The organism is Arthrobacter sp. PAMC 25486 (assembly GCF_000785535.1).
GTDB lineage: Bacteria > Actinomycetota > Actinomycetes > Actinomycetales > Micrococcaceae > Specibacter.
In genome coordinates this window covers 3,651,340-3,664,947 of sequence record NZ_CP007595.1, presented here as the reverse complement: position 1 = coordinate 3,664,947, position 13,608 = coordinate 3,651,340, and the positions used below count along the sequence as shown (strand labels likewise).

General features: G+C 56.4%; 13 protein-coding genes and 1 pseudogene. 8 read left to right on the top strand and 6 right to left on the bottom strand.

The window, feature by feature from the left end; translation table 11 throughout:
* Positions 1–96: 96 nt before the first annotated feature.
* The 3 genes from art_RS16675 to art_RS21805 all read left to right on the top strand — a co-directional run bounded on the left by art_RS16675 (position 97) and on the right by art_RS21805 (position 2,052).
* Complete coding sequence (locus art_RS16675; protein ID WP_216699553.1) at positions 97–711, top strand: CinA family protein; 615 nt, start codon at positions 97–99, stop codon at positions 709–711.
* On the top strand, positions 708–1,772 hold the full coding sequence (locus art_RS16670; protein WP_052136681.1) for an iron-containing redox enzyme family protein: 1,065 nt from the start codon (positions 708–710) through the stop codon (positions 1,770–1,772). Before art_RS16675 ends, art_RS16670 begins: the two co-directional genes overlap by 4 nt.
* Positions 1,773–1,836: 64 nt before the next feature.
* Positions 1,837–2,052: a CDGSH iron-sulfur domain-containing protein gene (locus art_RS21805; protein WP_253901391.1), complete on the top strand. Its 216-nt coding sequence runs from the start codon at positions 1,837–1,839 to the stop codon at positions 2,050–2,052.
* Between the two features lie 45 nt (positions 2,053–2,097).
* Here art_RS21805 and art_RS16665 read toward each other — a convergent pair whose 3' ends face one another.
* Positions 2,098–2,616: a DUF6328 family protein gene (locus art_RS16665; protein ID WP_253901390.1), complete on the bottom strand. Its 519-nt coding sequence runs from the start codon at positions 2,614–2,616 to the stop codon at positions 2,098–2,100.
* A 190-nt stretch (positions 2,617–2,806) separates the two neighbouring features.
* On the opposite strand from art_RS16665, the gene art_RS16660 reads away from it, so the two are divergent.
* The 4 genes from art_RS16660 (at position 2,807) to art_RS16645 (ending at position 7,428) form a co-directional block, all read left to right on the top strand.
* Positions 2,807–3,481: a DUF6766 family protein gene (locus art_RS16660; protein WP_038466654.1), complete on the top strand. Its 675-nt coding sequence runs from the start codon at positions 2,807–2,809 to the stop codon at positions 3,479–3,481.
* 414 nt (positions 3,482–3,895) lie between these two features.
* A complete protein-coding gene (locus art_RS16655) occupies positions 3,896–5,068 on the top strand; it encodes a Zn-dependent alcohol dehydrogenase (protein WP_038466651.1) in 1,173 nt (390 codons plus the stop codon).
* Between the two features lie 1,323 nt (positions 5,069–6,391).
* Positions 6,392–6,910 carry a hypothetical protein gene (locus art_RS16650; RefSeq protein WP_038466648.1) on the top strand — a complete coding sequence of 173 codons (519 nt, stop codon included), beginning with the start codon at positions 6,392–6,394 and terminating at the stop codon, positions 6,908–6,910.
* A gap of 77 nt (positions 6,911–6,987) precedes the next feature.
* The gene (locus art_RS16645; RefSeq protein WP_038466645.1) at positions 6,988–7,428 is read left to right on the top strand and encodes a hypothetical protein; all 441 of its coding nucleotides are present in this window, start codon (positions 6,988–6,990) and stop codon (positions 7,426–7,428) included.
* Positions 7,429–7,746: 318 nt separating this feature from the next.
* Here the strand turns inward: art_RS16645 and ltrA are convergent, their stop codons facing one another.
* The 5 genes and pseudogenes from ltrA to art_RS23375 all read right to left on the bottom strand — a co-directional run bounded on the left by ltrA (position 7,747) and on the right by art_RS23375 (position 12,670).
* Complete coding sequence (gene ltrA, locus art_RS16640; protein WP_038468424.1) at positions 7,747–9,210, bottom strand: group II intron reverse transcriptase/maturase; 1,464 nt, start codon at positions 9,208–9,210, stop codon at positions 7,747–7,749.
* Positions 9,211–10,017: 807 nt separating this feature from the next.
* Positions 10,018–10,584 (bottom strand): annotated as a pseudogene (locus tag art_RS16635) (transposase); the annotation flags it as partial.
* 11 nt (positions 10,585–10,595) lie between these two features.
* Complete coding sequence (locus art_RS16630) at positions 10,596–11,852, bottom strand: phosphatidylserine/phosphatidylglycerophosphate/cardiolipin synthase family protein (RefSeq protein WP_052136679.1); 1,257 nt, start codon at positions 11,850–11,852, stop codon at positions 10,596–10,598.
* A gap of 184 nt (positions 11,853–12,036) precedes the next feature.
* On the bottom strand, positions 12,037–12,252 hold the full coding sequence (locus art_RS16625; RefSeq protein WP_038466642.1) for a hypothetical protein: 216 nt from the start codon (positions 12,250–12,252) through the stop codon (positions 12,037–12,039).
* A gap of 226 nt (positions 12,253–12,478) precedes the next feature.
* A complete protein-coding gene (locus art_RS23375) occupies positions 12,479–12,670 on the bottom strand; it encodes a LuxR C-terminal-related transcriptional regulator (RefSeq protein WP_367643789.1) in 192 nt (63 codons plus the stop codon).
* 441 nt (positions 12,671–13,111) lie between these two features.
* Here art_RS23375 and art_RS16615 point away from each other — a divergent pair, with 441 nt between their 5' ends.
* Positions 13,112–13,480, top strand: a complete 369-nt coding sequence (locus art_RS16615) for a TraR/DksA C4-type zinc finger protein (protein ID WP_038470705.1) — start codon at positions 13,112–13,114, stop codon at positions 13,478–13,480.
* Positions 13,481–13,608 lie beyond the last annotated feature (128 nt).

Genomic DNA, 13,608 nt, shown 5'->3' with positions numbered 1-13,608 from the left:
GTATGACATGGGCACCTGGCACCATAGAGACTTAGAAAGGAAGGAAAATGTGAGTTTCGCACCAGCTGTCAGACGCCTTCTTGGCAGGGATCCTCGATGCCTGAAACAGAGCATGCCGCGCAGGAGAACAGCATGACGGCCCCTCATCCGGACCGCTTGCTAAAGAAATCAGTGGAGATCTCTGCACGAATTTCACGCATCATGCGCCGGACACACCACAAAGTGGCGGCTGCGGAATCCCTGACCAGCGGGAGTATTTCATGCCATTTGGGGGCGGCTGAAAGTTCCTCCGAATGGTTCCTCGGCTCCGTAATTGCCTACGACAGTGAAGTGAAATTCTCAGTTCTGGGAGTCGAACGCGGTTACGTCATTACGGCCGACTGTGCCCGGCAGATGGCCGATGGGACAGCGAAAATGATGCACGCAGACTTCGCTGTAGCTGTGACCGGCGCGGGCGGACCGGAACCTGAAGAAGGCCAGCCCGCGGGGACTGTCTTTATTGCTGTTCACACACCAACAGGGACCTCCGTAGCCAAACACCGCTTTCTAGGAAACCCGTCCGAGGTTGTGCAGGAGACCACGTTACGTGCGCTACAGATGCTCGAGGAAGCAACAATAAACTTAGCCCGTGTCCCTGGCGCTGAATCCGGCACCGATGCCGTGTCAACCTCGCGTCTGGGGAATGATCCACACTCAGGAGAACCGCTATGAAATTTCCAACAGCCCGCGGCCCCGCCAGCCGATCGTTAGTGACCCTGTTGCGGGGCTCAGCAGAGAATCAAACAGAGGATTTCAGCCCGTTCCTGAACAGTGTTGCCAGCGGTATAGCACAAACGCAGGGCATGCTGGCTGACGAAGACCTACAACTGACCCTATTTATCCTCTACGAGCTGCACTACAGCGGCATGGCGCAAGCGGATGAAAGATGGGAATGGAATCCCGGCCTGATCACGGCACGAGGGCAACTTGAGTCCGTCTTCGAACAGGAATTGCGCGCCGCCGTCGTGCTTCCAGAACTGAATGCTTGCACGAGTGATGCAGTGGCGGAGGTCCTATTCGCCATGGCGGCTGTAGACACTGGGCCGTCCATGTCCCGTTTTGTTGCCAAAGCGGCCACAGTGGAACAGCTCCAGGAATTTCTGATCCATAAATCCATCTATCAACTCAAGGAAGCCGATCCGCACACGTGGGCCATTCCCCGCCTGACTGGTCGGTCAAAGGCTGCCATGGTAGAGATTCAGGCAGATGAATATGGTGGCGGACGGCCCGAGCGGATGCATTCGGCCCTTTTTGCCCGCACCATGCGAGGGTTAGGACTTGACGAAGACTACGGCGGCTATGTAGACGCAGTGCCCGCGCTGACCCTGGCTGGAACCAACATGATGTCCATGTTTGGACTGAACAGGCGCCTCAGGGGCGCTATCGTGGGCCACCTCGCTGCCTACGAAATGACGTCGTCCCAGCCTAACCGGCTCTACGGTAATGGATTCCGTCGGCATGGATTCAAGGAGGACGTCACAGGCTACTTTGACGAACATGTAGAGGCCGATGCAGTGCATGAGCAGATCGCCGGCCGGGACTTAGCCGGCGGGCTCTTTGACGCCGAACCGGCCCTCCTAGAAGACATCTACTTCGGCGCGGCTGCGGCACTCGCCCTCGACGCGATGTCGACCCAGAGAACAATGGACGCCTGGGAATCCGGCACCACTTCACTTCTGGCACCCCTACCCACCACTCCCCTACTCACAGAGAAAGCCCCCGCCCATGACTAAGATCCCTACAGCAAGCAAAGAAGAGCCCAGAGTCCCCGGGAGCACCGATCAAGCTCACGCGCATGTGAGGGACACGTCCATCCCGGAAATAGTGGCTTGCCCAGATGGGCCGCTGTTGGTGCGCGGCGATTTTGAGATCGTGTCAACCACTGGAAAGGCTCTGCCTCGACGCAGAAAAGCTGTGGCCTTATGCCGCTGCGGAGCATCAGGGATCAAGCCATATTGCGACGGCACGCACAAATTGATTGGCTTCCGCACCGGCCCCGAAAACGGACAGTAGGCAAAGCTCATGCTTTCCACACATTGCTGGCGGCCGTTCCGGCTTTCAGTGCCGTGCACGGCTACCCCTGATTCGACGGGGATAAATCAGCAACCCAAGCAGCAGCGCAAGTCCGAATGCCGCCGCGACCAAGGACGCTGCCAGCCCGTCCAACACCAGATAGAAAATCAAGGCCGTTGTGCCCATCACCAGCAGCCCAATCAGCCACAACACCACACTGACCACCCGGTGCCCCGAAGCCACCAACCGGTCCTTAACCCGCAAGCCAAACAGCTCACGGTGCATGGCGACAGGCACCAACATCAGGCAGGTGATTCCGGCTGCCAGAACCACCAAGCCCAAATACAGCGCCACTGCGAATGCGTCCAAGTCAGTGAACCTCTGCTGAAACCGCAACGTCAGCAAAAATCCCGCGATGATCTGAGTGCCCGTCTGCATGACACGCAGTTCCTGCAGCAAGTCGTCCCAGTTGCGGTCCCGCTTCTCATTGCGGGTTTCGTGACGCCCGGTGCCAGCATCCGCTATCCCATCGTGTTCGGCGCCGTCCATCCCAGCAGTAGTCATTGCGGCCTCGATTCTGCCCGCCACGGGGCCTGTCGCTTGAGGGTTGCCGATGCTCTTTATCGTAGGGTCCACAACAGCACCGGGGAAAGGAAGCAATCATGAGACGGCAATTTATCGCATATCTGCTCGTCATTGCCCTAGGCCTGATATTCATCCTAGTGGTCGGCTTTTCACAGGGTTAGGACATGCCATGAAAAAAACACTGCGCGAGAATGGCTTGGGATTATTCTTTGGTCTGATTTTTTTGCTGGCTCTCCTAGGCCAGGCACTTACCGGCCATGCGCTATACAACGAAGAACAACTCATAGCCGGCTTTCCCACCGTCAGCTTAGGACAGTATGTAACGTCTTCCAGCTTCGGGGTAGATGTAGCCGAGAACTGGCAATCGGAGTATTTGCAGTTCCTGCTCTACATTGTGGCCACCATCTGGCTAGTACAAAAAGGCTCTCCCGAATCCAAAGAACTGGACAAGACTGGGCCCGAGACCGACAAAGACCAACTCACGGGAGACTATGCAACCTCGCGCTCCCCCGCCTGGGCGAAATTGTCAGGCTGGCGCCACCAGATCTACGCCAACTCCCTCGTACTCGTCATGGGTTCGATATTCTTTCTGTCCTGGTTTGCCCAATCTGTGGCCGGCGTCAGTGCCTATAACGAAAAGCAAGTTCAAGATCTACAAGACACCCTGACATGGGGCCAATATGTTCTGTCTCCAGAGTTCTGGAACCGCACACTCCAAAATTGGCAATCAGAATTCCTCGCAGTTGGATCCATGGTGGTGCTCTCCATTTACCTGCGTCAACGCGGGTCCCCCGAATCCAAGCCCGTCGGAGCAGCCCACGAAGACACTGCTGCGACCGGATAACGAAGTCCCTAGCGATAGGAACCAGCCCAAAACGACGGATCAGGCTTCATGACAAAGCCAGAACTTCTATAGCACCTCACACAGTTTCTACTGATTACCTCAACCCAAGTGCCTATGGTGCCACCGTTCCCACAGCTACAGAGAGCAGTCTGAACCGGCTCTGCAACGAGAACTTGCGAGTCGGCGTGCCACAGAGTGAACCGTGAGGTGAACTTCACGACAACGAAGCTCCCAACGGAACATCGGTTGCATCTGCTTGCCGTGTGAGTCGGCGTCATCGCTCCCCTTTTTGATGCAATCGCGGACCTTTGAGTCTCGATTCTGCAGATTCAACCCGTAGGAAGGTGTTGCCACCTTCCCTGGTCAGTGTTTGACTGAGATGACGAGGAACCACCAGAAAACGGAGGGTATCGAATGAAGGCGCTGACGTGGCAGGGCAAGCGAAATATCGAATACATCGAGGTCCCTGATCCTCAGATTCTGGAGCCCTCCGACATCATTATCAAGGTCACCTCAACAGCCATCTGTGGATCAGATCTGCATCTTTATGAGTTGTTGGGCCCCTACATGCATGCCGGTGACATTGTCGGACACGAGACGATGGGCGTTGTTCAGGAAGTTGGATCAGGGGTTCACCGCATCAAGGTCGGGGACCGCGTTGTCATCCCGTTCAACGTTTCCTGTGGCCATTGCTGGATGTGCGAACGCGGTCTGCAATCCCAATGTGAAACCACCCAAGTTCGCAGTCAGGGCAAGGGAGCAGCCTTCCTAGGCTACTCCGAGTTATACGGCAGTGTGCCTGGCGGGCAGGCGGAATTCTTGCGTGTACCGCACGGTGATTATGGCGCGATGCTGGTAGGCAAGGAACTGCCAGACCACAGATACTTGTTTTTGTCCGACATCTTGCCGACTGCCTGGCAAGGCGTACATTATGCAAATGTGCCCGACGGGGGAACGCTCGCCGTCTTTGGGTTAGGCCCAGTAGGGCAACTCGCTGCCAGAATCGGGGTTCATCTGGGACACCGCGTGATCGCTATAGACCCAGTAGCTGAACGGCGGGACATGGCTGCCCATCACGGCGTGGAGGTCCTCGATTTCTCCAAAGACGTAGCGGCAGAACTGCAGGAGATGACCCAGCGCGGGCCGGATTCCATTCTCGATGCCGTCGGAATGGAGGCCCACGGGTCCGCCGGTGCGAAGGTGATGCAAACAGCAACAGGACTGATGCCCGATAAAGTCGCGCAAAAGGCCATGGAGACCATCTCAGTGGATCCAACCTCTGTTTTGCACACAGCAATCGCGGCGGTTCGTCGCGGGGGAACACTTTCCCTCAGCGGAGTCTATGCAGGCAAAGCCACACCGATGCCCTTGGTAGACATGTTTGACAAGCAAATCCAGTTGCGCGAGGGACAGTGCAATGTCAGAAGCTGGACTGAGACACTGTTGCCGTTTACCGAAGATACTGCTGATCCCTTGGGGCTGGATGACCTGGTCACCCATTCCGCGCCACTGTCCCGGGGCCCGGAACTCTATGAAACTTTCCAGAAAAAGCAAGACGGTTGCATCAAGGTTGTCTTGAAGCCCTGATAGGAGAGCACGTACTACCGACCCGAGGAACAGGTCCCGATCGATATGACTGCACTCCTAGACTTCTCCTTCGAATCCCAGAAAATACCGGCCAATGACATCCGGCACCGACTGTCAGCACCGATCGTGGCGCCCAATAAACTCAAAACAGCTAAACGGGACTCACGGCCCTCACATGAGAACCGACAATGCCCGCTGTCTCAGGCCGCTGGCCTAGGTAAACGGCGAGCCCGGTGATGCTCACTACATTCTTTGAAGCAGAATTGAACGGAAGAGATGACTTCACTCAGTAGGTTATTGGCTGTATGAGTACCCGAGTTCCTCGACAATCAGCAAGCGGTTCATTGACCCACATTGTGCATGCTCGCGGACTTTGGTCGAAGGGCGAGGTAGCCACCATATTGACGCCCAAGGAGCAGTTTTTAACGCTTGCCTATGGGCGAAGGGCTATTCACGGTGATGTCACCAACGCCAGTGTCTTGATCAACATCAGCGGCACGTCGTTCAGAGTTGGGAATGGTTTGGTTGCGATCGCTGGCCCGGTCCAGCGAAAGCTCCGCCCGCGCTGATGCGGAACTAACACACACGAGTATTCCCTTGGACTACTCAAGGTATGCTCCTGTCACCTCAGCTTGGGCTACTGCTTCATCAGATCCAGCAGACGCTTCGCGTTCCCTAACGCGGAACAGATCAAGAACCCCCATTCACCGTTTCGGCGAGGTTGAAATCGACTTTGAACAGGAACACGCGACGAGTATTTCCGTGTTCATCGATGACTCTGTAGCGGCTAACTCGGTGTTTCTCTGTGCTATGGGCGCTATGGAATACACGCTCTACAGCGTCCCCGGCCTTCAGGATGTTATCGGTAAGCAGCACGGGCTGTTTTGGAACAATATCGCCTAGTTCATATCCAAGCATCTCCTCCGCACCCTAGGATCTCTGCCATCTGCCAGTCTGAACTGGAAGAGAGAACTCGCAGATAGGAAAGTCGTCACCGCCAGAGGGGAAGCCAGAAAAGGAACCATACTCTCCAGCTCGATCAGAGACTCGAGTTACGGTGTTTCCGTGCATCCCCATCTGGCTCCACTCCTACTGCCCCGGCCCTGATACCTGGACTCACTAGTCGAACAGTGCGATAGTTCTAGTTCCCGTTCCTAAACGTCCAGGACACCCGCTTATCAGGGCGGGGAACGCAAGTCAAGTAAACTGGCATTTTTAGTCCTTTCGGACTAAAGTTTCCTCCACAACGCGACAAAAGTGGTCTGATCCCGTCTTCTTGTTTTAGTGTAAGTCTCTCTAGATTAGCTAAGGAGTTGGGTAAAAATGTCGCAAATACAGAACAACCTCAGCGCGTCAAGGTTTGAATTCTATGAAGCAGGCGCCTTGTCCATGACCCTGCGTTACTGCATGCACAACGGCCAAATATGGCTACTAGATACCTCTATGTCATCCACGTATGACCAGCAGGCCCAGCTCAACTATTTCTACTTGTGGGTCCTACAAGATATTCAGCGACGTCGTATCGAGGTTTTGCCATTCTGTCCCAAAGCCCGCCAATACATGCTGGCAAACCCGCACTTTCTAGACTTCATTCCTAACAACCCGCCAGGTCACTTCACCGAGCTGAAGACCACAGCCGGACTAAGGAAGCCTGCAGCAAAAGCGTCAAGTACCCGGACAGACAATGCCGCCATTGTCCCGGCAACGTCTATCGCCAAGGCCCCGCCAACCGCCGCTGTGTATTCTCTACGTGCCCACTCCCTAAAGCACAAGAAGAAACAAGACCTCCAAACCCTGAAAGAAGCAGCAGCTACCCCCACTCTTCTTGAGGCCGTGGTCTAATACCAATTCTGCGAGGCCCCGCTTTTCGTGCACAGCTTCACAAAAAAACGCCCATCAGTTCCATTGAAGGAAAAGTCATGAATGAGGAGCAAACAATGGCAGCCGATACCAGCACTGAACCCGTCATAGTGGACCCGGAGAAGCCCGCTGCTGAAGAAATCAACTGCCCGGAGTGCAACAAATCTACCCACCTAGAGATCGAATCCATTCAACGCCTCGAACCGCACTTAGACGGATGGGTCATGATCGAGTACAGCTGCGGAAAATGCGAATCCTACTCAAGCCACGCCGTCTCAGTTCAAAGCGTTGCCAAATTCCTCAACACCGCCGATGCCCCTTTCGGGGTAGTGAAATTTGGCCGCCACTACATACACTGCGGTGAACCCATGGAACAAAAACACCTCAAACTCCACTCGGTCCACGCACCCGAATCCGAGAAAGAACCAATCCTCGATGTAGTCGTACCCAGCGTGGTGCTCCACTGCCGGTGCGGCTTCCAAATAAGCATCCCCCACTAGCCCAGAGCAATGTTCGACCCCCGGAGAGGTAACCTCCACATAACTCGTGCCCATAATTCTCACATTCAGTCGAACCCCTTTTTTATGCGAAGTCGGTAAATGAAGCTGGCAAGTCCCCGACTGGCGACGCGATACGAAGTGAGAAAGTGGGAGCTAGGAGCCTCGAAATTCTTAACCCTGCATCTAAGGCAAATATGCGTCCCTACTAGTTGGGTCAGCCACGGCGCGCCCGTTTGCCCATTACTGGGCCGGGTTTCGCCGTGGCTGCCCGCCGAACCGGACGTGCGACTCTCACCGCATCCGGCTCTCCATGCATCATTACCCGGCGGTGATACGGATGTTCAAGGGCTGTTGATTCCACGGGTTCGGGATGTTCTTGCCGCGGTAACGGTAGCGCGTTACTGGGACTGTTGAGGCCCCGGTGAAACGAGTTGTTGCCGTGGCAAATTGCCATCCATTGATGCAGAATCTACGTTTCATGTCCCGTATCTTCATGCGTCCGTGTTTCTTCTTCAACCATCTCCAAACACGTTGCCACGCGTAGTTGTCAATGTTTCCAAAGACACTCTTCGAGACGCCATGCCGGAAGTAGTTGGCCCACCCGCCCAGGATCCGATTAAGCCGCTTGAGCAGCTCAGAAAAGTCCTGATGCAGGGTCGATCTGTAACAGGCTTGTGCGATCTTTGACCGCACGGACTTGATCGATTTCTGCGACGGCACCGTATACACGTAGGACTTGTTCGTCCCGCGCTTGCGGCGCCGCTGAATCGTGAATCCGAGAAAATCGAATCCCTCATCGATCGTGACTACCCCGGTCTTCTCTTCCGAGAACTCCAGCCCCAGCGGGGCTAGAACCTCCCTGATCTCCTCCTTCAGCGTTTCCGCATGGCCGCTCGTCCCTCTGATAACGCATACGAAATCGTCAGCGTATCGGATGAGCTTCCATGTGGCACCGCCCTTGGCGATCAGCTTTTGCCGCTGGTAGTTAGTGCCCATACGCTCCGACCATGCCTTAGCGGCATACTCATCAAGCACGTTCAACGCAATATTAGCCAGCAACGGGGAGAGAATCCCGCCCTGGGGAGTGCCGGTTTTCGAGCCGATCAGCTGACCGTCCCGAGTCATGATCCCGGCCTTGAGGAATGCCTTGATCAGTGCCAGCACTCGCTTGTCACTCACCCGACGGCGCACTTGGCCCATCAACGCGGTGTGATCGATACGATCAAAACACGCCTTGATATCGGCTTCAAGCACCGTCTCATACCCCGCAATAGCGAAGTGGTGAATGTCTGCGATAGCGTCCTGTGCCCGCCGATTCGGCCGGAACCCATACGAAAACGGCGCAAAGTCCGCCTCGAAGATCGGTTCCAGCACTAGTTTCAGCGACGCCTGCACCACCCTGTCAGCCAGTGTGGGAATACCCAGTTGCCTGATCTTCCCACTACCACTGCCTTTAGGGATTTCTACCCGTCGCACTGGTTGCGGCCGGAAAGTGCCCGACCTCAACAAACCACGGATGTGATCAATGAACTCCTGCGCCCCGACCCAGAAATTGATGGTTTCTTTCGTTACCTGATCAATCCCGGGCGTCTGCGCACCCCGGTTACCGGCCACGCGTTCCCACGCAACCAGAAGGAAATCGGGGTCACAGACAAGGTTAAACAGATCATCAAACTTCTTGCCGGGATCACTCCCGGCCCACCGATGTAGCTTTACCTGCATCCGTTGTACTAACACCGACGCCGCATCACTGCGGGCACGCATGTCATCACCGGTATTCACCAATGAACCTCCAACCTTCTACACGATTCCACTACCTGACACACTGCCGCCCTTCGCCATGTGACCGGCTTTCCCGGCCTCGGACTACTACGGCGACTCCGCCCCAGAAACGCCCTTCAACAGGCAAAGTGTCTATCCGCACCACCCACAAACAGCAGTACGGAACGAAACGTTTCTGGTTCCCACGTTCACTTGCATTCGATCAGCGAGTTAGGCACCCGGCTTTACCCCTGCGGCATCATCACGGCTACGCCGTAGACCTTCACCGTGATCTCCTGGCCCCAACGAGGCAAACCAGACCAAGAGTTCCCCAACCGACCTGAACAATCAGTCGGTGGGTGCGCACCGCAACCCTGCCCAAATTTCCTTGGTTAGAGCAGGTGAAAGTTGAAGAGGTGTAACAACGCCGGTTCCTTTCGTATACCTTCTCGCCTCGCTCACCAGACACGGTCCGTCAAGGAATCCCGGACCGTTCCGACTTTGTCACGGCTGCTCCCACCTCACCCATCAATCCATGGGCTCAGCTGCCGTCAGCTTCAACCAGCACCTACGAGTGCCGGAAGACCGAGGTCTTACACCTCCATTCGAACTACAAGCGCCTCGTGGCGCACGCCTCGAACTTTCATGACACGAGGTTTCTGGTGGATCAGGGCTGACCGTCTGCCTGAATGGTCTTAGTTTGGCATTTGGGTGTGACATTCTGGCCGCTGTCCTGTGGGGCGGTTGTCGGTGACGGTTCCACACCGGTCACGGTGGTGCTGGTTCTGGCCCTCCTGGGGTGAGTTCGGATGGTCGGCTTGCTGCCGTTTATGGCGGGCTGAGCGCGGCGATCCTTTTCACTGCCTTGAGCAGCAATTGCACCTCTGGTGCTTTGGAGGCCAGGTGCAGGGTTGTTTGGCGGGCGTGTTTGGCGAGTTTCCCGCCGATTTCAAAAAGCCTGGCCCGGAGCTTTTTCGGTTCCCACCGGCGGGCTTTGGAGTCCTTGAAGCCGATCATTTGGGTCCAGGCCATGAGCTCGGTGGCCATCATGACCACATGGCACCAGAGTTCGTTGGCGGTGAAGGATTTGAAGGGCAGGTTCGCGAAGCCGGTGTCTTTGGCGTTGCGGATCCTGTCTTCACAGCGGGCGCGGAGCCGGTGGCTGACGTCAAGGTCAGCGAGTTGGCCGTGTTCCTGGTTCGTCGCGATGGCCGTGTACCGGTGCCCGTCGATGTCGGTGATCCTCAACTGGGCGCCCACGTGAGGGATTTCCTTACGGACGATGATCCGCATCCCTGCCGGCCACGAGGACAGATCGAGCATGCCGGCAGGGAAGCGCACGACACCGAGCTCTGCAGTGGTTGCTTGATTTCGTGCCTCATTGCGCCGGGAGGCACAGGCTGCTCTTAGAGAAGGGGCCGGAGAGGAATCAGCACGGTTTCGCTAAACCGGGCAAGCGGGGAACGGTGCTGCCAGTCCGACATGGTCAATTCCTTGCAGTTCCGGCTGTCGATTTCGAATATTTCCTGCATGTCCTCGGCGAAACCCTCATCGTGAATTTCGAGGTTGATCTCGTAGTTCCCCGTCAGGCTCAGCCTGTCGATGTTGGCGCTGCCCACGGTTGACCAGCTGCCGTCGATGGTGGCCGTTTTCGCGTGGATCATCGCGTCGCGGTAGAGCAGGATGGTCACCCCGTCCTCGAGAAGGGATCGGTAGAACCCGCGCGAGAGCCAGTCGGAGAGGACGTGGTTGGAGTCCTTCGGCAGGATGATCCGCACGTCCACCCCGCGCCTGCTGGCAGCCTGCAATGCCCTGAGGATCTGCTGATCCGGGATGAAGTAGGCCATGGTGACGTAAATGTGGTCGTTGGCGCGGGTGATCGCGTCCAGGTAGACGCCGCGAATCGGGTAGACAAGATTTGCCGGGATGTTGTTGACCGCGCGGATCCGCGGTTCCCACACGTCCGGGCTGGTGTGGGGAACTTCAGGGGTGGATCCGGTCGCGTTTTCGTTCCAGACGTTCACGAAAGCCTGGCGCAGATCCCAGACGGACGGACCCACCAGCCGCAGATGCGTGTCCCGCCATTCCGTGGCGTACAGGGACCCGATGTTGTAGCCGCCCACGAAACCAATCTGGTCGTCGACAATCAGGAGTTTGCGGTGGTCCAGTCCGGTGCTGCGCAGAGTCTTGGTAAGCATGGAGGTGCGCAGCACTGGGAAGCGATGGACGTGGACGTCCGGGTGGAACTGGAAGAATGAGGATGGCACGACCAGATTCGCGAATCCGTCGTAGATGATAAAGACCTTGACGCCCCGGCCGGCCGCCTCATTGATGGCGTCCTTGAACTGCTGCCCGGTTTCATCATTTTTCCAGATGAACGTCTCGATCAGGATGCTTTCTTTGGCATCGCGGATCGCGTGGAGCATGTCGCGGTACAGGTCCGCGCCAAAGGTGTACGTCGTAATGTCGGTATCGTCAACGGTCTTGTTAAAAATGCCCGGGTGGGGGAAGCCCTTGCGCTTGCTCCGGTCCCGTTTTTTGACGATGTCCAGGACGACAAGGCCGCCTATAACTGCCCCTTGGACGACGGCGAAAGCAAATAGTGAGCGGGCCGCTGTCTTCCGGACGACATGAGCGACGGGCTCCGGCCACGATTCATTCATTTGCAGAGTCTATAGCCCTATAGTGGCCTTTTTTGCGATTCAGGCGGGACACGCCTGTGCACAGCCCGGAGGCACCTGGTGCTTCGCAGCGGGTGCCTCCGGGTTGCGCAATGACAAGGCCGAGTACAGCGAAGACCCGGCATTCCCGCATCAGCTCACACGCTGATGGGTCGGCAGGAGTTTCCTATTTTTTTTCTTCGAGTTTCAGCGCAATGCCCAGTGCGAAGAAGGTCGGGGCCCAATGCCCAACGAAAATGCCCCACCGGTCCGACTGGGCCTTCGAGTCGTCGCTCTTGGCTCGGCTGATGAGCCAGGACCCGAGTGACAACGCAATGGATGCAAAGCCGCCGGCGTACGCGTATTCGCTCTTGATACCCGAGTCGTGCAACATTTCAATCATGTTAACTCCCTCTCATGGTTTGCCTTGGACAAGCTCACAGTTTGGCTTGAACGTCTCGACTATTTCATATGTCGCCTCAAATTTGAAGAGGCCAAACTAACCGGGACGATCCGTGTCAGCTTCCAAACACCCGTCCCGGTCATCGACGGGGAGCGCAATGATGGCGGAAAATGTGTATTTGGCCGGGTACCGCAAAATGACTTCAAGCGCATTGTCACTTCTGGTTTCACCTTTGGTCCGCGCGAGTTCCGAGAATCTGGGAGAGAAGGGATTGGCGCTTGTGGGTCTGGGACTTCGCGAAGATGGATTTAGGGTGGGCCTGCACCGTTAGCTCCGACATGAACATCCGCTGGGCAACGCGTTTTGTATCGCTTCCGTCTGCGAGCATGCCCAAGAGTTCCATCTCGCGGACACTCATGCCGTGGGCCAGGGCGAATACCTCGAGGCGTTGCTCAGGCGGTGTGACTTCCAGGAAGACTGCGATTTGCGGTCCCATTTTCGCGGCGCGAGCGGTGATCCACGGACCTTCTAAAAGATGTACTCGTGCGAAGGCCTCATGTGGATCAACCTTACGTTCAACTGCAAGCAGCTGCGCAGGGCGCCAAGCTATGCTTCACGAACGTGAGTCTAGGTACAGGTTGGGAAGCAAATGAATGAATTTCTAATGAGTTCGGTCCGACCCTCGTCATCGGAATCAGCTAGACCGCCAAACCGAGGTGTGAAGAAACCGCCATTCCGAACTAACAGTCACAGCGTCGGGGCATGGCCTGACATCAGGGGCGGATGATTGACCCATCCCAGCCATGCTCTCCATAACCGAACCGCTCTATTCACCGGATGATTGTCGTACCCTTTGTTCATGATTGATGCTGAGCACTTCCGTTCTCTGCTGGAGGACGAGCGGGACCGTATCCTGAGGCAGATGGAGAGCCGACGCGCCGAGATAGCGTCCATCGAAGCCACCCTCCGTGACCTGCATGTCGATGATCAGAACCCGGAGGGCGCATCCACGCTCTTCGAGATCTCCCAGGAGACCTCACTGCTCGCACACCAGACTGAGCTCCTGGGAGAAATTAACGAAGCGCTGGCCCGGATCACTGACGGCACCTACGGGAACTGCCTGGAATGTCGGCAGCCGATCCCGCAAGACAGGCTTGAAGCCCGACCCTGGACCGGTTACTGCATCGACCATGCCATCCGGCATCGTCCACGGACACCCCAGCACTAAAGCCTAATCAAGCCCCTTTTCTGCCTTCCTGCGGAGGCGTTTTTTGCTGCGCATAAACCGCCGGATCAAGCAGGTGGGCTACGTGGCCAGCCAGCCCCCTAAGATGGTTGGCTATTTCTACTCTTAAA